The organism is Brevibacillus laterosporus DSM 25, assembly GCF_002706795.1.
Classification (GTDB): domain Bacteria; phylum Bacillota; class Bacilli; order Brevibacillales; family Brevibacillaceae; genus Brevibacillus_B; species Brevibacillus_B laterosporus.
This window is the reverse complement of the sequence record NZ_CP017705.1, coordinates 4694177-4714526: the sequence shown is the minus strand read 5'-3', so window position 1 is coordinate 4714526 and position 20350 is coordinate 4694177. Positions and strand designations below refer to the sequence as shown.

The following is a 20350-nucleotide window of genomic DNA, read 5'->3' as shown; positions in this document are numbered from 1 at the left end:
GCGCCTATTTTATTTGGCAAAAGGGTCTTTATGATCATAGGAGTTTCGATGAACGATGTCTGAAACCAGGAATTCATACACCTCATCTACAATTTCAATGCCGTTTTTCTCAAATTCTTCCTGAATCATGTCATTATTCTGTCCAGGGAAAAGCACCTGTTTAAAACCGGGTGCCGGCTTGATTTGGTTCAAATCGTCCATGGTAGTAGAAATATACTTTTTAAACATGTCTGGATCAGTAAAGAAGGCAGGGTTAATGACAAGATGAAGTTGACCAAGATTCCGATATTCAGTCAGATCATGGTACATCGAGGAGACTTTATCCCCAAATGGAAGACCGAGCAGAATACCTGAAAGCACGTCCACCATCATCATTAAGCCATATCCTTTTGGACCGGCAATCGGAAGCAGGGCCTTTACCCTGAAAGGATCTGTTGTTGGATGGCCTTCTTTATCTACCGCCCATGTATCCGGGATAGATTCCTGCTTCGATCTGGCATGAAGAATTTTTCCCCAAGCCTGTACCGTTGTCGCCATGTCCAGTGTCATAATACGCTTATCATGGCTAGGTGCGGCAAAAGCAATCGGATTGGTACCGTAATATGGCTCAGAACCGCCGAAGGGAACAACCATCGGATCAGATTGGCACATAGAAATCCCAATCATTCCGGATTTTGCAGCCTGACGTACAAAGTAGGAAAGAGCTCCGCTATGTCCAATTCTTCTGACGCCAACAACGGCTACTCCGTTTTCTTTAGCCATCTTGATAGCCTCATCCATAGCTTGCTTAGAGGCCACATGACCTACTCCATTATCCCCGTCGAATACTGCTGTGCAGGGACCCGTTTTCTCGAATGTAAACTTCGGATCAGTATTTAAACCGCCTTTTGCAATCCGTTCTGCATAGTATTCTACACGCATGGCACCATGGGAATGAATGCCTCTAATGTCGGCATGGACCAGAACATCCGCCACACCTTCAGCATGCTCTTCCGTTAAACCAGCTTTGTGCAGTTTACTTGTAATCAGCTCTTTTAAATTCTGTCTGGATACTCTCAATTCCCACACCTCTATTACTTTGGATTTCAGCAACAATGTGATCGCTCTTAGCTATAACAAGGAGAATGGTAAAAAGTTGCCCACCTTTTACCATCGTCCTCGTCTGCTGAGGTCCTCCTCTTAGAGATCCGCGTCTCGGTTGCAGTCTTTAGAATAGACATAAGCAAGTTTCTCTCGACCGACAGCGTAGCAAGCCTGTTGAACATATGGACCCATGAAGATGTAATCACCTTTTTTTACAGGAATCCATTCATTATCAAGGTTGTACAGCCCTTCACCGGAAAGTAAGTATGCTCCATGCTCCTGAACATGTGTTTCAATGAATGGATGGCATGCACCGGGATCGAAAGTCAATATATGGAAGTTCATATCAAAAGCTATTTCTTTTGGTAGGAGATCCTGAATTCGCATATCAGTCATACCGTCATAGTCTTCTTCTGGAATATCATTTGAGTTACCGGTAACGACCCATGGTTTCAAGTCTTTTAACGGTTTATACTTTTGCTTGTACAAGAACAGTCTGCTGTCACCGTCTTTGAGATTTTCCAGATACATTTTTGTTCCTGGTGGGCAGTATAGGTAACCGCCACTTGTCAGCGTGTACCCCTTATCATCAGCAGATGCCTTAACTTCTCCCTCTAGTACATATACGAAGGTTTCGATATGTTCTTGTCCACCAAAGCCGTCCGTATTTTTGCCTCCCTTGTGCATCGTAACCACATAATCGACAAAGCTAGCTCCAAGCTTCGGAGTTGCCAGAATAGACATCGAGCAGTTGTCAAAACCTGGAACCACGTTATTAACTAGACCTTCCGGAGCAAGTAAAGCATATTTCCCATGTTTTATGATGGAACGGCTGGATAGTAAGTCAGTTGGATATCCCATGATATTTCTCTCCATTTCTCTCTACGATTTTTGTGAAAATGATTCCGTCAGTATGATACCTAGAAATCATTTGCTAAATTTGAATTCTTGCTCATCATCAGGTAACCTCTTACTGCGCGAGTTACTTCTCATATTTGCAAAGAACAGGAATACCGTACATACAATAATAATACCGATAGCAAGATAAAAGCCCAAGATTTTACTTCCCGTAGCGTCCGAAATCAAACCGGTTACGAACGGAGCGACTACAGATGACATCATCCCAAAAAAGTTAAACACGCCGAATGTAGTGCTATACCCTTGTTTAGGGGCAATGTCTGCCACGTAAGAGATCATAATCGGATCGACGGCTAGTTTACCGAAGAATCCATACATGATTAAAAACAAAATGAGTAATTCGTTATTTTGAATCGCTACTGTCAGATACAGTGTAACTGCGGCAATGACTTGTAACAAAATAACAACCATAATCTTTTTATTCTTAAACTTGTCAGACAAACGGCTGAACAATAGAGCACCTGGAACAGAAGCAAAGGCAACCAGAGCCGAGGCAAATCCGATAGCAGCGCCCTGAAATCCTCTCTCCATTTGCAGGTAACTAGGAAGCCAGGTTACGATCATGTAATACCCGTAACAGACGGAAAAGTAAATGACGTAAGCTGAAATCATGCGGATATCTCCAAAAAGCGTTTTCATCGTTGCTTTATCATTTGGATCTTTTTCTTTGCTTCCTTCAACAGCATTTGCTGCCGGCTTTTCCTTAATAACTTTTGCAAAGGCAATAACGATAATAATAATCAAAGCACCTGTTACATAAATTAAAGGTCTCCAGTCCCAACCAAGCCCCTTCACCATGTACGAGGAACCGATATATCCAATGGCCATTCCGAGAGCCGAACCGCTGTTGATAATGGCAGTGGAGAAGCCTCGCTTTTCATTCGGAATTGCAGAGGATGAGATCGAGTAAGCCGGTCCATAATAGGTCCCTTGTCCAAGTCCTGCCAGAAAACTTCCCACAAGCAGGAAAACCAGAGATGGTGCGATCCCGACCGTAAAGGCTCCAAAAGCAAAGATCAAGAAGCCTGGAATCAGCATTATTTTTCTTCCAAATTTATCAGCAAGAAATCCGGATGGAATCTGCATAGAGGTATACGCCAGGAAAAACATACTGGAGATTAGACCCATGCTGGCATCTGATTCAACACCAAGCTGCACTTTAATTTCCGGTAAAATCGGGTTAAGTACAGTTCTGTAAATCCAGATGACAGTCCACCCAAGACAAAACAGAATGACGACCTTTTTCCAATACTCAAGACCACCTTGTTTAGCTGCTGGGGTATGTTCGTTCATCTCTTTTCTGCTCCTTATGATGAGAGTATGGGCAGACGATACGCCATGACGATCGCCTATTCTTTGTATGCCAGCTCATAAAGAGTTCCGATCAGAGCTTTCACGCCCTCTGCCAGATCATGTGGCTCGGTATACTCAGCTGGGTTGTGGCTAATTCCCTTTCTACTTGGTACAAAAATCATTGCCGATGGAACAAATGGCGCTAGGATTTGGGCATCATGTCCCGCTCCGCTGTGCATCAGCTTATAATTCAAGCCGTTTTCCTTACACTGACTTTCGATTACTTCGACCACGCGTTTATCCATAGGAACTGGGTCTGCATCCATCCACATATCGACCTTTAATCCTACGCCCATTTCTTCTGCAATAGCATTCATAGAAGCCATAATCTCTTCAGTAAATTGGACAAGCGCTTTTTTCTCAGTATGGCGAATATCCATTGTAAATAGGGTATAGCCCGGAACCACGTTAACCACGTTTGGCTTGACTTCAATTTTGCCCACCGTCGCTACTAACGGATCTCCGTGTTTTTTCGTTCTATTCATCACGTCACAGATCATGGTGCTAGCTGCATGAACGGTATCCTTGCGGTAACCCATCGGAGTCGTACCAGCATGGTTGGCTTCCCCTGTCACTTCTACGGTAAATCTGCGCTGGCCTACAATACTATGGACTACGCCTACAGATTTTTTCTCGTTTTCCAGTACACTACCTTGCTCGATATGGATTTCTACAAATGTTTTCAGATCTTTGCGAAGCTCTGTGGATTCCTTGCGAAAATCAAATCCGCACTCTCTCATCGCATCCACGAAAGCTATGCCATCAAAGTCTGCGATGTTTTCCACTTCTTCACGCTTTGCTGTACATACGATATTTTTGGAACCCCAGAATGCATAAGGGAAACGACTTCCTTCTTCCTCAGCCATAGATACCACTTGTAGATTACGTAGCGGGTTCCCGTATTTTTCCTTTAGATATTTAATCGCAAGCAATCCTGCGATAATACCGTACTGACCATCGTACAATCCACCATTCCCTACCGTATCCACGTGAGAACCGGTCAAAATGGTTTCATCTTGGTACTTGGTTCCCTGAAGGCCTCCAAATAAATTACCTACCTCATCAAAGTGAAAGTCGAAGCCTTCTTTGTTCATCCAGTCCTCTAAAGCTTTTTGAGCCTCCAACCACTCTTTGGAGTAGAGAAATCGGGAAATGCCCCCTTCAGGTTCTTTCCCAAAATGACCCAGCCACTCCAAATGCTGTACGATCTCTTTACTTAACTCTCCCATACTCACTGTTCCTTTCTATGATGATGAATTTGATTCAAATGACGTTACCTTACTTGCATCCTTATTGTAAGCGCTTACTAATATAGAGTCATTAACAGTAGTGGATAAAAGTCGAGCTAATTCTTTATCCAACTTGGGTAAAAAAAAGACGGGCACAGGCCCGTCAATCATACATTTCTAGTTTTATCTATCAGTTTTTACCAAATTTAGAATCTTGAGGCCTACACGCACTCCTAACATCTCCTCCGAGTCTTCAAAATCCATGCCAGTTATTTCTCTGATCCGCTCCAGTCTATACATGACCGTTTTGTAATGAACAAATAGGTCATGAGCTGCTTTTGCAGCATTTTGGTTATGCTCTAAAAATACTTCTAGTGTATGTAGCAAATCATTTTTGATAGCATTCTTGCTTTCGACTAATCTACTTAAAGAAGGTGGGATAAAAGAGGTTAGTACGGCAGGGTCTGGAAATTGGCAAAGCAGTCGGAAAAGACCAAGCTCAGCAAAGGCGGTAATCGATTCTTTACCATAGAGCTTCTCCCCTAGATCCAATGCATCCTGCGCCTCTTGATATCTTCCGGAAATATCCATTACGGTTTCTGCCACATTACCGATGCCAACTTGTACCACAATGTCTTTGGCTTTCTCACGAATATTCTCCTGAATCTCACGTGCTTTCTCTTTCACAGTGGGTAGCCAGTTTTTCCCCTTCCCTTCCTGCTGGTTAACCGGTAAAAGTAGGATAATCGTATCTCCCCGTCTACGCAGAATACCATCCGCAAAATGGGAACGTACAACTTCGTGTAAATAGCTAAAGGTTTTTGTTTGTAATCTGCGTGAACTTCTGGGCTTGTTCATTTCGTTTTGACTCAGAGAAGTAAACTCTTCTTTCACATGAAACAAAAGCACAGCATATGAACGGTCTAAATCCCAACCGATCAAATTAGCCCGATGATACACCGTTTCTAGCATTTGGCTTTTTCCCGCTAAAAGGTCGTCAATAATGTCGTTTTTAAATTCCCGCTCCACTTCTGCTACGGCAAATTGTTTGACTAGTTCAAGGGAAAGAGCTGTAGCGGCATTTTCGATCGCAATAAAATCCAGCTCTTCCAGTTGCTTACGAACTTCTGTGATAACGAGATGTACCTTAATATGATTGATCGTCCGAATTGGCACGACTAACTGCTCGACTAATTTAGTTTCTGATTCAAATTCAGTAACCTGCGCCGTTAACCAATAATAAGGGAATTTGGTTTCGACTGTTTTCCCACGTTCTACAATACTCTCCTGTTGTTCTGTTGGCATCGTGTATGAGGATGTCGCCGTCATACAAACAAAATTCCGATCATAAATAGCGACAGGGTTCCCAATCAATTCCCCTAATGTAGTGATAATGGATTCCAGACCAGCATCCGTTAGAGAAAGCGCTGTGAAACGGTCATGCACTTCTATAAAGTATTTAAGCTTCATCACCTGATTATTAAACAGCTCTTCCATAACCGGATAAAGCACGTCCACATAAGGAATGTCTTGGGGAATCTGGATAATAGGCAAATCTGATTTCTCGCCTGCTTCCACGATAGCATCCGGGATTTTTTTGACGAATCGGTGGTTTTTGATCAGCAAAGCACTAACTCCCTTGTCAGCAAGACGAGAGACAAATTCTCGCTGTTCCTCCTCCGTATAATTACGGATTGGATATAAGCTGGTCAGTAGCATCTCCCCACCCTTCAGCCAATCTGCAATATCGGGAGCTTCCATTATTGTGATCCCTTTAATCACATTGGAAAGCCCTTTTTTTCCTCCTAATACCACCGCATCCTGTAATCTATCCATTTTCAGTAGATGTTCTATCCTAAACTCCATATCCTCAACCTCAACCCCTTCAGTAGAAATAATCTCAGCTGTCTTATTATGTAGAGAAAAGGCCCCATTTTCTAATGTGTTCCCATACCAGCTATTGAGTCTTGCGTCGGAAGACAGTACTATAAGCATACCAATACTAACAGTAGAAGTCTTCGTTAAGATACATAGTAACAGAAAAGTCGGACTCAAAAGGAGAAACGAAATGAGAACAATTTGTTATAAAACGGTTAACGGAATTAACCTGCTCGGAGATTTTTACAGCGCCAGCAACACCAACTCCCCTGTAATCGTCTATATCCATGGGGGTGGTTTTATTTTTGGATCGAGAAAAGAAATTTTGCAGGAGCAGGTCAAGCAGTATAATCAAGCTGGATTCCATGTTTTCTCTATCGATTATCGATTGGCTCCGGAAACCAAGCTCCCAGCTATAATCGAAGATGTTCGGGATGCACTTCGGTGGGTTTGTGACCAAGCCCCGAGCATGCTTGATATCGAGCCATCAGCTATAGCTGTAATAGGTTCTTCTGCGGGAGGTTATCTCGCGTTACTTGCAGGCTCTAAAGAGTCATATGTGAAAGCAGTCGTCTCTTTTTACGGTTATGGGGATATTCGAGGGGGATGGGCGTCAGAGCCTAGTCCCTTTTACTTACAAAAAACAATCGTCCCAAAGAAGTTAGCCGATCAATTAATCACGAAAGAAATACTCACAGAAAGCTCCATCCAGCAAAGATTCGGTCTTTATTTATATTACCGTCAGCAAGGTAGCTGGATTCGGGAGACTACGGGACTGGGCCCCATCCAAAATAAGGAGGAGCTAAGACTGCTCTGTCCGATTGAGTGCGTGGACCATTCGTCTCCCCCTATTATGCTCCTACATGGGGAAACAGATCATGATGTTCCCTGTGAAGAATCTATATGTATGGCGGAACGGTTAAAACGTGCTGGAATCGAGCATACGCTCCTTACCCTTCCTGGTGAAGACCACTTGTTTGATCGACAGCTGGATAAAGAAAACGTCCAGCAGGCATTTGCCCAAGTGCTTGACTTTCTGCATCGTCATTTGACTTAAAATACTGCGAAGAAACCTATTATTCTTGTAATTGCCACCACTCTCTGATCGTTCCTGCTTCCAGCGAGCATGACTATATGTTAAGAACTACATGTAATCGCATATGTACCTAGATATCAAAATTAAAGAGGCAGTCAGGAACAAAAAAACACGTTTCTGACTGCCTCTTTTTATTTAACTATCGAGTCCGTTAGTTCAACAACTTTTCCGTTACTTGTGATACGGCTCAAATTAGTAGGTTCAAAGTAAAGACCACCATTAGTTGGTAGGATAATAGAGGTATGTTTATTCAAGTAAAGTTTTAGCGTTTCTAAATAGTCGTATTCAAATAAAACCCTCTACGTTTTTCAACTTTGCCCTACTTATGATAAGACTCCCTGCTCACTGTAGACGCTGCAGAAGTCTTCGTCGCCGATGGTGTGAAGACCAACTTCGGATTCTCTTGCTCCCTGCTTAACTTGATGACCGGCTCCTAGCGGACCAACTGGTCTGGCTTTTATTTCGTATACAAATTCTTCATCAGGCTCGCGTTTTTTTGCTTGAACAAGTCATTGTGCGAGGAAACCATTCCGTACGCGTTTGCATCAGGCGTCACGTATTGCATCGCTTTGTTCACAGCATTCGCGGCATCTTCCATTACTTATCTAGGTGCTTTTGCACACCTTCTAGAAACTTGATTCGACTATAAGCGGGACCTCCTTCCATAAGAGGATCAACCACATTGACATATACGTGATCTTGTTTAAAGGCATTCAGGTTTTGTATAACGGGATTCTTTTTCAAGTCTTCAAATGCATGTTTCGCATCTTGCGTTTCACTCGTAGAGAATTGTACAAATAAATAATCCGGGTTCATTTCCGCCAGCTGCTCGATAGAGATCGCTTCTTGCGTTTTCGCCATGCTTATCTGTTGCGGAACCTCCAAACCAATTTCGTCGTATAAGACAGGGTTAAAGTAAACATCTTTCGGGTAAACGAAAACTTGTGACCCACGAATGCGAACAGTGGCTACTTTTTTGCCTTGAAGCTTTTCTTTTAACAATGCTTTTACTGCTTGTGTATCTGTTTCATATTGGGATAGAATCTTGTCTGCCTCTGCTTGCTTTCCCGTTAATTCTGCCATTAGCTTCAAATTAGATTCCCAGTCTGTAGCAATATGCGATACCAAAATAGTGGGAGCGATTTTTTGCAATTTCTCCACCGCTTCTTTTTGGAACTTGGATGAACCTAAAATAACGTCTGGCTTTAATAGCAATATTTTCTCAAAGTTGGGTTCTTGTTTTTCACCAATTGATTCCGACTTGCCCGTTACCGAAGCAAACATTTCCGGAAACTTTCCACCTATCGATATTGCCCCTACTGGATGAACGTCAAGCACTACCGCATCCTCCATCGCTTCCATAGCTCCAGTAATCACAATTTTTTCTACCTTTTGCAAAACGGTATACTTTTCACCGAGATACTCAATCGTTCTTGTTTCGCTCGCTCCTGCATTGTCCACTTCGGCTCGTGCTGTTTCTTTATTGTTGCTAGAGGTTGAACTTGCTTCATTCGGTTTTTCTCCTCCTCCACATGCAGCCAAAACCAGCATGAATAATGCTATCAACCCAACCAGCATAAGCTTTTTATTCATTTTTCACCTGAACCCCTTTTTAAAAAAAATCTCGAAATAGAAATTTTGATTACCCATATCTAGTTCCATTCTTGAACCTTGTCTCCGAGCGATGGCTTATGTAATCCCCAAATGCTCACGCAAGGTGACACCTGTATATTGGCTTCTGAACAAGCCTCGTTCAACCAACTGCGGCATCAGTTTTTCAAAAAATATTTCCATTGATTTTTCTGAACCGCCCGGAAGAGCTATAAATCCGTCAATCGCTCCAGCCTCAAACCGCTCAATAATATCGCTTACCACGTCATCAACTGTTCCAACGGAAACCCAGTGAGCAGATCCGACAACCTCCGGCCTTGCCAACACCTCTTCGACTGTAGGCTGATGGTTTGTAATATACCGGCGCAACAGCTCAGCATGAGTTCGGCTGCGGACTGGCTGATTCGGATCAGGCAGCATATCGGCAGTTACGCGATGATCCAAAGCAAAGCTGCTTAAATCAAGGCCGAGCACTGATTTGAGCGATGCATGTCTGCGATCCATACTCAAATGTGCGTGTGCAGCCTTATGTAATTCATTCGCTTCCTCGCGAGTATCGGCCAAGAAAAAATATAATCCAGGCAAAACTTTAATGGCGTCCGGATCTCGTCCATGTTCTTTGGCTCTTTTTCTCAGATCATTTCGCAATTCCACTCCGGATTCAAGGTCTGGCATCGCCGCAAATATAGCATCCGCTACTGTAGAGGCAAAATTCCGTCCTGTATCCGACGCGCCTGCTTGAAAAAAAGGAATGGATCCCGATTTATGGGCGGGCATAGTAAGCGGTCCCTTGACACTGAAAAACTCACCTGAATGATCAATTGAAGAAACCTTATCCCTATCAGAAAACATGCCTGACTCGCGGTCCATTACAATTGCTTCATTCGGAAAACTTCCCCAGAGCTTGCGTACGACATCCGTAAATTCAATTGCTTTCGCATATCTTTCTTGCGCTGAAGGCATGGGGGAATCACCGAAATTTTCGGCACCTTCTATAGAAGTGACAATATTCCAGCCAGCTCGTCCATTGCTCAGCCAATGCAAAGACTGAAGCTGCCTGGCAACAACATACGGCGGATTAAAAGTCGTAGAAATAGTCGTAACCAGCCCGATCCGCTCGGTTTCACGAGCAATCGCTGCGAATATCATCGTAGGGTCAGGGCTACCGAAATTAGCGGAATCGCCCAACATCTGTGGGCTCACATAAAGATAATCCGCCCTGAAAAGAAAATCGAGCTTTGCCTTCTCCGCTATTTTTGCCAAATCAATGTAATAGTCTATAGAATCCATTTTTTCCACACCGCTGTCTGGGCGACGCCATCCGTCTCCTTTCATCCAAGTTGCAGACAGGGACAATCCGATACACAATTGTCTATTTTCAGTCATTTTTTACCACCCTTTCCTTCTAAAAAATCCGATCAGAGGCATGCTTAAGAAGGCGAAGTCGACCGATTGAACATTCAGCAACATCGCCGCTACATGGCAACAACGCTCCGAGGATCATGATGAGAACCGCCTGTATTTGAGCCAGGATCGGCAAAAACGTTATCGGGGCCGAACCTTGCCCCGGTATTCTCGGTCAAATCGACCATTGACGAGCCAAACCCTTACATTTACTTATTCACCCCCAAAAACATAACAATGATTCTCATTATCAATTAATAGTGTAGCAAGGACTGAAACAAAAGCAAATGCACAAATCACGAATGTTATATGCATCATTATCTAATCTAGGTCTGCTGAGTGATTAAGTAGCTGATATTCAGGACAGGGCAACGACGGTACAGGAAGGAAATACTGAGGTAAACAGGAAGCAACCTGCGCTCCAGATTCATCACCAGCCGTTGTAGCGTGATGACGCACTCGCTCGTCCGTCGAGGCGGGCTTGAATACAGCCCAGCCCATATTTTGTGCTTGCCTTCTTCAATGGAATACATAAATCAGAATCTCAATATATAGGATTATCTAATTTATGTGTGTATGCGGAGGGAGACACACCGAATTTCTTTTTAAATACTCTACTGAAATATAGCGGATTGGCATAGCCGACACTCACAGCAATATCGCAGATGGGATAATTTCCTGCTTTAAGTAATTCACTCGCTCTTTCCATACGATAATTGATGACATAGTCGATTGGACGGAACCCCGTATATTTGTGAAAGAAGTATGAGAAGCGTTTGGGACTCATTGCATGCAACTCAGCTAACTCGTCGAGTGTCAACGGATTCATATAATGCCCGTTAATGTATGTAATGGCTTCCTCTATCACCTTTTTACTAGGAGAACTGCCACTCTCTCGATGCCTGCAACCTACCAGAACTTGATACATGATGCTTAAGAATAATTCCTTGACACGAAGTTTCCCAATCCCGCCAAGAGTATGGGCATTCTGATGGATCATGATCAGTAATTCTATCACTCTCGGATTTGCTCCCGGTTCCAGCTTGAAATGAGAGTCGCATACATGACCGCTATTTTCATCACCTAGCTTGTCAAATCTATAAAAAAGCAAATAGTACTCGTACTCTGATTGGCCTATAACTTGCGATTCAAGTTGCATGCCTGGAGCCGCATGAAATACTGATCCTGGATGTAATTCGTAGGCAGTCCCATTCACACACATTCTAGCTTCTCCACGAATGGTAAAAAGAAATCCATCCCTTACAGTCCTAAATTCACGCAATATACTTTTCGGCTGGATGACTAAACGGTAGACACCTTCTATATCATAGGAACCACTAGCAAATATCTCGGCTAATTTATCCACATCTATCATTGTACTGCACCTGCTCCCTATCCAAATATTGTACACCTAAGCTACTTTCAATAATGTCAAACAATAGTTCTATCCCTCGCGGTGTCAGCCTGGCCGCTATTTGTTGGGGATCGGCCGGGCTATACGCAAGATTAAGCCATTCACTTAACAGAGCATCAAGTCATTTTTTAAATGGCATTTTCACAGTATTAGTCTATCATAAGACCAAGCGTATAAAACCTACTAACAACGCAAAAAAGCCCACGGGAGCCTTTACCCAAGAGCATTACTTCATCGTTGGTACCGATGAGAGGACTAGAACATCAACGGGTCTGCCTATTTGATTTTGAGCACGGCGTGTATAGCCAAATAGTGGCGTGTCTGGAAAAGAGGGCAGACTTTCACCGATTTTCAACCCGCAGTGGTGGATAGGTTTACCGACATGGGTCATTGGAGTGCTTATATTTAAGCACCCCTTTGACCTAACATCTTAGCTTCTACATTCCATTCGATTTTCTGCTTTACCGCTATTTATAATAGGTTCAGCTTAACGAAAAGTAAGCAACTCAGAGTTACATAAATAACAATAATAACAATAGGGCTGTCTTTTGGCATCTTTTACGACTTCTGGGACAGCCCCATTTTACAAATAGGAAGCAGCTATGATCGGTTTATTCTATGACTTGAGCTAGCTGGGTGAAAATGACTCCCAATGCAAAAGCTCCTGCGTCTGGATATCCAATGCTTCTTTCACCGACTGTACCTGCTCGGCCCATTCTAGCAACAATGGACTCCGTTTGCTTAGCCCCTTGTACTGCGGCCTCTGCCGCTTTGATAGCTGCCGTCTTGACATCATCGCCCTCTGTGGCACTTTGCTCCCAGGAATCGGAAAATGGAACAAGTGCATCAATTAAAGTCTTATCACCGACCACAGCTCCCCTTCCAAAGGATCTTTCTCCCGTGTCTTGGATGCCTTTGACAACAGACTTCATCATGCCAGCAAAATCTGTGACGGATAATTCGGTCTTGTCTTTGGCAAATTTACTTGCAGCTCGGAATGCCGATCCCCAGATGGGTCCGGAAGCCCCTCCGCAATGCTCCATAATGACCATGGAACACGCATGTAGAAAATCCCCTATATTGGCTACATTGTGTTCAGTAATTTCCGACCACTCATTTTTCAATTGTTTAAAGCCTTTTGCCACGCTCATGCCAAAGTCTCCATCACCGGCATGGGAATCCAGTTCACAAAAAGCAATTTCATTCTCTATAATAACCTCACTCATCTTATCAATCAGATATATCAGGTTGTGTAAAGAGAAAGTATTCTTATCGATCTTTGCATATTTCTTATCTGTCTCGCATTGATAAGAAATGGTTTGATTCACTTGTTGCGACTCCAATACTGCTTCGTCAACACGCAGCTGGGTGAACGGTTGGTTAATTTGCAGCGCAGGAGTGTCACAGCTTGCCTCCAAATAATGCTTTAATTGATCGTCTAATGAAATAATCGATACCGAAGCACCTTCCATGTCGATACTTGTCATGTAGTTGCCAACAAATACTTTAAAGATGGATACGTTGCTATTGTTGATTTCACGAACAACCGCGTTTGCAAACAAATATAGTTCTTGTAATGGCGATCCACCGAATCCATTAATCAATACACCGATTTCTTGTTGTGAACCATCGCTTATTTTCATGTCGCGGAACAAATCTATTACCATTTTCTTAGCCAGTTCATTGGCAGAAACAAGCTTTTCTCTACGGATTCCAGGCTCCCCGTGAATGCCTACTCCATACTCGATCTCATCATCACTCAGTTCGAAGGTAGGCGTCCCTTTAGCCGGAACCGTACAAGAAGTAAGAGCAAAACCAATGCTTCTTGTACGATCTATTGCCTTTTGAGCAATTTCCTTTACTTCTCTTAATTCTTTTCCTTCTTCCGCGGCAGCGCCGGCAATCTTATGAACTAATACTGTTCCGGCAACGCCCCTTCTTCCGACCGTGTACAGACTGTCTTCCACTGCGATATCATCATCGACTTTGACATAATCGATAAGCACTCCATCTTCGCCTGCAAGATGTGCCGCATTTTTAAAATTCATAATATCTCCGCTGTAATTTTTGATGATCAACAAGGTACCTTTCTTACTAGCAGAAGCTTTGATTGCTTGATAAATCTGAATCTGGGATGGTGAAGCAAATACATCCCCGCAAACCGCAACATCTAACATTCCTTTCCCAACAAATCCTGCATGTGCAGGTTCGTGTCCACTGCCTCCACCGCTAATAAGCGTGACTTTGTCTTCATTAATTTTCTTTTTCTTGATAATTTTATATTTACTATTAAATTCTAGATCCGGATGTGCAAGAACGATTCCACTGCACATTTCTCTTACTAGCGTTTCTGGATTATTCATAATTTTCTTCATATTACTCACCCTTTTTCTTAAATTCCTGCCCGATTTGATCCGCCACCATAATAGCTGCTACTACATTTTCTTCAGTCAACGGAAAAGGCATGGAATGAATAGATTCTTCCAGTATACAAGCTTTCTGGGCGACATTGAGCAACTCGGATCTTGTGACATTCGTTACGCCAATATCAGCGAGACAAACTGGAAGACCCACACTTACACAGAAATTCAATACCTCGTTTATTTCTTCTGTGTTTGCATTTTCAAGGACTAATTGAACTAGCGCAGAAAATGCGACTTTCTCACCATGATAATACGAATGGGTTCCTTCCAACGCGGTTAAGCCATTGTGAATGGCATGCGCTGCTGCCAGACCACCGCTTTCAAATCCTAAACCTGATAACAGAATGTTTGTTTCGATAATATTTTCAAGCGCTGGAGTGACGATATTGGAATCACAGGATATTTTAGCTTTTAGACCGTCTTCAAGCAGTGTTTCATAGCAAAGCTTGGCAAGGGCAAGAGCAGCTCTTGTTCCTTTAGTTGGCTGACCAACTCCTGCATTTGCTCCACAAGGAAGTCCTGCATTCACATTCGAATAAGAGTTAGCGGTCGCTCTTGCTTCAAAGTAAGTAGAAAGCGCGTCCCCCATACCCGCAACTAGAAAGCGTGTAGGAGCATTAGCGATAACGTTTGTATCTATCAATACTACACTTGGACTTTGCTTAAAGTAGGCATAATCATCAAACTCTCCTTCTGGCGTATAAAGAACCGCAGAGTGGCTTGTTGGCGCGTCCGTCGCCGCAATTGTCGGCACAATAATTAACGCTTCTCCTTCTGCTACACATTTCGCAGTATCAATTGCTTTACCCCCACCTAATCCAATGGTGCAAGAGCAAGCATGTTCCTTCGCAAGCTGTTTCAATCGATGGACTTCATTTCGAGAACACTCTCCATTGAAACCGCTCTCAATTATCGTTACGCCAAATTGTGCAATGGTATGTTCAAGCTTGTCTTTTACACGTGTTATATCATCTTGATGAGCAATAAGTAGAGCCGAATCACCAAATGTCTTGATGAAATATCCCAGATTGACTAATTCATTCTCACCCTGAACATACTTAGTTGGACTAATAAAAGCTTTTCTCATTTAAATAATCCTCCTCTGTGCTATTGTATCCCCATTATAGAGCTACCTTGTACAAAGATCATTGGACGATTCACTACAATTAAAGCGCTTTCACGTCGTATTATCTTATCCTGCAAGCACCAAAATGGTATTATCTTGTCCTGCCATCCGACTATTATGCTATAATAATGCGAAGGTGCAAAAGGAGAATTGATCACCATGACTACGCATTTTAAATTGGACAAAATTATTGATTTGGAAAAGTGGCAGAAACTGCAGGACTCACTCTCTCTGGTCACTAAAATGGCCATTATTACAACCGACTATAAAGGCGTTCCTGTAACGAGGCACAGCCAATGCCAGAGCTTCTGTCAGACGATACGAAAAGATGCTGCATTGTCCGAATACTGCCAAAAATGCGATGCAAGGGGCGGACTGGAGGCTGTGCGACTCAATCAACCCTATATCTATCTTTGCCATTTTCATATTGTTGATATTGCCATTCCTATTATTGTCAACAATCAGTACATTGGTGCTATTATGGCGGGACAAGTAAAATTGGGCGACAATCCGCTGGAGCTGGAACAAATAGTAACTCGGCCAACAAATGCCGATACCCATAAAAAGCTCCTCGGCTTGGACCAAGACTATGCTTCACTACCTGTCTTGTCCTATGACGAAATAACAACTATTTCTGAAATGCTATATCATTTATGCAATTATATTGTAGAAGAAGCCATAAATAAAAATTCAACGATCGATATGTACCGGCATGCGTTAACTACGAACAAGCCTGTTATTGATTCTATTGCCGATCACTCGTATCGTAATATCCAAACCATAAAAAAAGAGCTGGAAAATACACTTATTGATAGCCAGATCATAAAAATGTCTACCCATAAAAGGATTTCTTCTAGTGCCATTCTTCAACCGGCCTTTGATTATATTTATGCTCATAAAAATGAGAACTTCAAATTAGCGGACATGGCTGATATCTGCCATGTTAGCCCAAGCTATTTCAGTCGTATGTTTACCAAGGAAACCGGGGAGAATTTTTCTGTGTTTATTCCACGCCTGAAAATGGAGTGGGCTAAACAAATTTTAGAGACAACCGATCTGTCCATTTCTCAAATCAGCAATGAATTAGGATTCAATGAGCCTAGCTACTTTATCAAAACGTTCAAGAAATTCGAGCGGATAACACCTTCTGTTTATCGTAATGTGTATAGCAAAAGAGAGTAAGCTAGGGGGTAGAACAAGGGCATGCTGTTGTGGAAGGAACGCTCGTTCTTTTTTCAATTGTTGCCTATTAGATAAGGCGACGAACAAGATCAGGACGGTGTATACCACATAAAGAGGAGTAACCGGCTATTTTTTTATCCTCTGTATCAGAGTCCAAACTCCAAACTCATATTTTAGAGAACACCTCCCCTTTATCTATTTCAGTCATCGTAATATCGAGAATTTGACATGAAAAGTGTACTGTTTTGTATGTATGCGATGTTTAGTAAAACCCAGTTTTCATAAAAGGGAATGATGCAACAAAAAATAAAAGCTCTAAAAAATAGAGGCAATCCCCTGTTTGTAGGACAGGGGATATTAAGATGGATAATATAAAACCATACTTAATCGAGTTAATGTTATCCCAGAATTATGATAGGTATGGGGGCTGTCAGCCTTAAATCTAATAGAATCACCATTTCTTATTGTATAGTCATTGTTATTCACTCGTACGGTTAGTTCCCCCTCAAAAACAGTTAAGAACTCTTCCGTTCCCTCCCTATGCGGATCAGAACTTAGAAAGCCACCTTCTTCTATCTCGACTGAATAAACCTCAAAGCGTCTTTCATCTTCGAAGGGAAAGTAAGGATAGACTCGATATTTTCCATTGTCTTCAGATAATTTTTTACTTTCACTTCTTAAAACAACTTTTGTATCTGGCTGTGGATTATTTATTAGTGAAGTAAAAGAAATCTTTAATCCGTTTGCTATTTTCCAAATCGTTGTAATAGTAGGGCTCGATTCCCCTCTTTCAATTTGACCTATCATCGTTTTACTTACTCCAGTTAATTCTGCAACTCTTTCAAGACTTAATTTCTTCCTTTCTCTAAAAGCCTTTAAGTTTTTCGCAATGATAAGATGTATCTCCTCCATAAACACACTCCTTTCCCTCTGTACAATATAACGTTTATTTCATACAATAAAAAGCAAGACGTTATATTGTTCGTTTTGTACATTATAACACACATCACAGAGGGGGTTCTTATATGCCTTTATTATCAATGTTGTTATATGCTTTTGTTTCTAGTTTTACCCCAGGCCCGAATAACATTATGGCAATGTTATTTGCTAATAAATACGGCTTTAAAAAAACATTTAGATTTTGTTTAGGAGTAGGTGCTGGTTTTTTTGTTATAATCATATTAAGTTGTTATTTTAACCTGGTGCTTAAAAACCTTATTCCGAAAATTGAATTTATTATGTCTATTATAGGTGCAACCTATATGATGTATCTAGCTATAAAAATTATTACTAGTAAAAATAATGATCAAGACAATGACGGGGGCAAGAATAACAGTTTTTTCGCAGGTATGCTTTTACAATTCGTAAATCCCAAAGGCATTTTATATGGTATTACAGTAATATCAACCTTCATCATTCCATATCATACTGAACATCTCAGCTTATTATTTTATTCAGTACTTCTAGCTTTTATTGGTTTTATGGGAACCTTTAGTTGGAATGTATTTGGTTCAATTTTTAAAAAGTTCTTATCAAAGTATAGAAATCAGTTTAATGTAGCTATGGCTTTATTATTGATATATAGTGCAATTTCAATACTTTTTATATAGGGATGAGAATCTCAAAAATATGTATTTTCTGTATGATTTACGGAACGGAAAACCTGTTCTGGATACTACCTTTTTGTAGATGAAATTGAGGAGGCCGGCCAGAGGCAGCAGAGTTTGGTGAAAGACTCAGAACTATACCAGGCGGTCACCACTTAGCGATGATCATTATGCTGTGCTTACCAAGGAAAGAAAAAATTAATTAAAAAACACTTGATAATATTCCGCCAGGCTATCAATGGCGGGGTATTTGCTGTGTCCCTGTGCCCATAGGCAATATATTCTATGTAAATGATCTGACTCCTTTAATGAACTCATAACAGCCACCTGCAAAAGTGGGCTTCACTGCACGGCTTTCATACCAATAAACAAAAACCACAAAACGATGGTTAGCCACATTGCTGTTAGTTGCTCATAGATTAGCGTATGCTTTTTTTAATTCTTTGTTGTTTCTTGTACTCTTTTAAAAGTTCTTTCATTGTGTTCATCTTCCGATACCCCCTCCTGGCAAGCCCAAGATATAATTGTTTTGCCGAACATATATACAGGCTCCCATTTGGGGGCTTATTTTTTTGTCTCAAGTCTCTAGTTTTTTTGTCCTACACCCCTTTTGCTACGTTTAGGTGTGGAAAGAGGTGATTACCATGACTAAGCATCTGTATTTCTACGTAAGTTTTTGAAGATGCATTGAACGGTTCAATCGGGAACTAACTCAGCTCAGCTATACGAATTACTACCTGAAGCCACACAACATTGTTTTTGTTTTCGAGCGTGTAACCGATTTGAATCACGCCCATTTTGAGACATCTATTCAGTACAGATGAATCGTAACAACTAGACAACTAACTCAGCAGGGCTGGTGCCCAGCCAGGCGATCACTAATTTCATGAAAAAAATAAGTAAAACTGATATTAAAATATATAACAGTTAAAAAAATTTAACCGAGAATGGGATATTTTCGAGTTACTAATCGTGTTATATGTAGGAGGCGAAAAAATGGAAAACAATTCTTTATTGCGTACGGATAAAGAATTGGCCGAACTATATCAACGGCATGCAGATCTAGTTTACAGGTTGTGCTATATATATTTGAAAAATCCCGTTGATGCAGAAGACGCTGTTCAATCTGTATTTATTAAACTAATCAAATCTCAAATGATTTTCAATGACTACGAGCATGAAAAAGCCTGGTTGATGGTAACCACCAGAAATTACTGTAAAGACGTTCTAAAAAATTGGTGGAAAACCCGTCGTGTTGCTTTAGACGCTTTACCGGAAGTTTCTTCTTGGAATGGTAATGAGTCATCGGGGGAGGTGGCTTGCAAGACTGCTTTCACTTCCCGAAAAATACAAAACAGTTGTACCTATACTATTTCGAGGAGTACTCGGTAAAAGAAATATCAGAGATGTTAGGACACAAAGAAAGCACGATCCAAACACAACTATCTAGAGGCCGCAAACTCCTTAAAATTGACTTAGGAGGGAATTACCTTGAGTAACAAAAATATTAATCGGCTTTTTGAAGCTCTTACGCCAAAAACCGAACAAAAAGAAAAAATGTTTCATAACATTTTAGTGCAAAGCCAGAATGAAAACAAAAGACACAGAGGATTTACTCCCGTGAAACGTTTAAGATTTGCAGTACTGTCTGCTGTACTGATGGTTTGTTTAACAACAACAGCTTTTGTAGCGGCATATATGGGAATAGATAAAACATTTTTAAAATTTCTTAATCCAGTAAATAATGAGCAGGCACAATATTTGTCAAATGGCGCTTATGTGGTTGACAAGCAAGTGGCAAACGAGAATGGAACGTTGAACTTCCAACCTCCAGAAAGATTCTCCGATTGACTATAAATGTGTCCTGCCATTTCAGCGGCTTCCATAGGTGTTGGAATATGTCCACTGGGATTAGCATACCTCAACATATTATTACTGACATACGCATACCTGTTGAGTGACAAAGGATTATCCACCTGCCCCTTATACGTATCCTCCGTTATAAACTTTTTTCTTTTCCTGAAAC

The 20350-nt window shown here is 41.6% G+C and carries 17 protein-coding genes and 1 pseudogene; 6 read left to right on the top strand and 12 right to left on the bottom strand.

Translation table 11 applies throughout. The features are described from left to right. Positions 1–9 precede the first annotated feature (9 nt). From allD to BrL25_RS22360, 5 genes are all read right to left on the bottom strand, one after another. The gene (allD, locus tag BrL25_RS22380; protein WP_026315285.1) at positions 10–1059 is read right to left on the bottom strand and encodes an ureidoglycolate dehydrogenase; all 1050 of its coding nucleotides are present in this window, start codon (positions 1057–1059) and stop codon (positions 10–12) included. Between the two features lie 120 nt (positions 1060–1179). Continuing rightward, positions 1180–1944, bottom strand: a complete 765-nt coding sequence (allE, locus tag BrL25_RS22375; protein ID WP_018672999.1) for a (S)-ureidoglycine aminohydrolase — start codon at positions 1942–1944, stop codon at positions 1180–1182. Between the two features lie 66 nt (positions 1945–2010). Next, positions 2011–3294, bottom strand: a complete 1284-nt coding sequence (locus BrL25_RS22370; protein ID WP_018672998.1) for an MFS transporter — start codon at positions 3292–3294, stop codon at positions 2011–2013. A gap of 56 nt (positions 3295–3350) precedes the next feature. Continuing rightward, positions 3351–4583, bottom strand: a complete 1233-nt coding sequence (gene allC, locus BrL25_RS22365; RefSeq protein ID WP_018672997.1) for an allantoate deiminase — start codon at positions 4581–4583, stop codon at positions 3351–3353. Between the two features lie 183 nt (positions 4584–4766). After that, positions 4767–6449, bottom strand: coding sequence for a PucR family transcriptional regulator (locus tag BrL25_RS22360; RefSeq protein ID WP_026315284.1), 1683 nt, complete (start codon positions 6447–6449; stop codon positions 4767–4769). Between the two features lie 202 nt (positions 6450–6651). On the opposite strand from BrL25_RS22360, the gene BrL25_RS22355 reads away from it, so the two are divergent. Beyond that, positions 6652–7518, top strand: coding sequence for an alpha/beta hydrolase (locus tag BrL25_RS22355; protein ID WP_018672995.1), 867 nt, complete (start codon positions 6652–6654; stop codon positions 7516–7518). A 496-nt stretch (positions 7519–8014) separates the two neighbouring features. Here BrL25_RS22355 and BrL25_RS26000 read toward each other — a convergent pair. From BrL25_RS26000 to BrL25_RS22320, 6 genes and pseudogenes are all read right to left on the bottom strand, one after another. Next, positions 8015–8152 (bottom strand): annotated as a pseudogene (locus BrL25_RS26000) (thioredoxin reductase); the annotation flags it as partial. A 2-nt stretch (positions 8153–8154) separates the two neighbouring features. Beyond that, positions 8155–9150: an ABC transporter substrate-binding protein gene (locus BrL25_RS22345; RefSeq protein WP_018672993.1), complete on the bottom strand. Its 996-nt coding sequence runs from the start codon at positions 9148–9150 to the stop codon at positions 8155–8157. A 96-nt stretch (positions 9151–9246) separates the two neighbouring features. Further along, positions 9247–10554: an NtaA/DmoA family FMN-dependent monooxygenase gene (locus tag BrL25_RS22340; protein WP_018672992.1), complete on the bottom strand. Its 1308-nt coding sequence runs from the start codon at positions 10552–10554 to the stop codon at positions 9247–9249. 562 nt (positions 10555–11116) lie between these two features. Continuing rightward, entirely contained in the window at positions 11117–11947 is an 831-nt protein-coding gene (locus BrL25_RS22330) for an AraC family transcriptional regulator (protein ID WP_018672990.1), read from the bottom strand. A gap of 650 nt (positions 11948–12597) precedes the next feature. After that, entirely contained in the window at positions 12598–14361 is a 1764-nt protein-coding gene (gene dhaK / locus BrL25_RS22325) for a dihydroxyacetone kinase subunit DhaK (RefSeq protein WP_018672989.1), read from the bottom strand. Between the two features lies 1 nt (position 14362). Beyond that, positions 14363–15496, bottom strand: coding sequence for a glycerol dehydrogenase (locus tag BrL25_RS22320; RefSeq protein WP_099327289.1), 1134 nt, complete (start codon positions 15494–15496; stop codon positions 14363–14365). A 198-nt stretch (positions 15497–15694) separates the two neighbouring features. Between BrL25_RS22320 and BrL25_RS22315 the strand changes: the two genes are divergently transcribed. Then, positions 15695–16717 carry a PocR ligand-binding domain-containing protein gene (locus BrL25_RS22315; RefSeq protein WP_018674232.1) on the top strand — a complete coding sequence of 341 codons (1023 nt, stop codon included), beginning with the start codon at positions 15695–15697 and terminating at the stop codon, positions 16715–16717. A 357-nt stretch (positions 16718–17074) separates the two neighbouring features. Here the strand turns inward: BrL25_RS22315 and BrL25_RS22310 are convergent, their stop codons facing one another. After that, positions 17075–17629, bottom strand: a complete 555-nt coding sequence (locus BrL25_RS22310; protein ID WP_018674233.1) for a helix-turn-helix domain-containing protein — start codon at positions 17627–17629, stop codon at positions 17075–17077. A 113-nt stretch (positions 17630–17742) separates the two neighbouring features. Between BrL25_RS22310 and BrL25_RS22305 the strand changes: the two genes are divergently transcribed. The 4 genes from BrL25_RS22305 (at position 17743) to BrL25_RS22290 (ending at position 20175) form a co-directional block, all read left to right on the top strand. Beyond that, positions 17743–18327: a LysE family transporter gene (locus tag BrL25_RS22305; protein ID WP_018674234.1), complete on the top strand. Its 585-nt coding sequence runs from the start codon at positions 17743–17745 to the stop codon at positions 18325–18327. Positions 18328–19320: 993 nt separating this feature from the next. After that, the gene (locus tag BrL25_RS22295; protein ID WP_236847732.1) at positions 19321–19716 is read left to right on the top strand and encodes an RNA polymerase sigma factor; all 396 of its coding nucleotides are present in this window, start codon (positions 19321–19323) and stop codon (positions 19714–19716) included. Then, entirely contained in the window at positions 19644–19823 is a 180-nt protein-coding gene (locus tag BrL25_RS26610) for an RNA polymerase sigma factor (RefSeq protein ID WP_412679216.1), read from the top strand. The genes BrL25_RS22295 and BrL25_RS26610 overlap by 73 nt, the downstream gene beginning before the upstream one ends. Continuing rightward, positions 19816–20175: a hypothetical protein gene (locus BrL25_RS22290; protein ID WP_018674235.1), complete on the top strand. Its 360-nt coding sequence runs from the start codon at positions 19816–19818 to the stop codon at positions 20173–20175. The genes BrL25_RS26610 and BrL25_RS22290 overlap by 8 nt, the downstream gene beginning before the upstream one ends. Positions 20176–20350 lie beyond the last annotated feature (175 nt).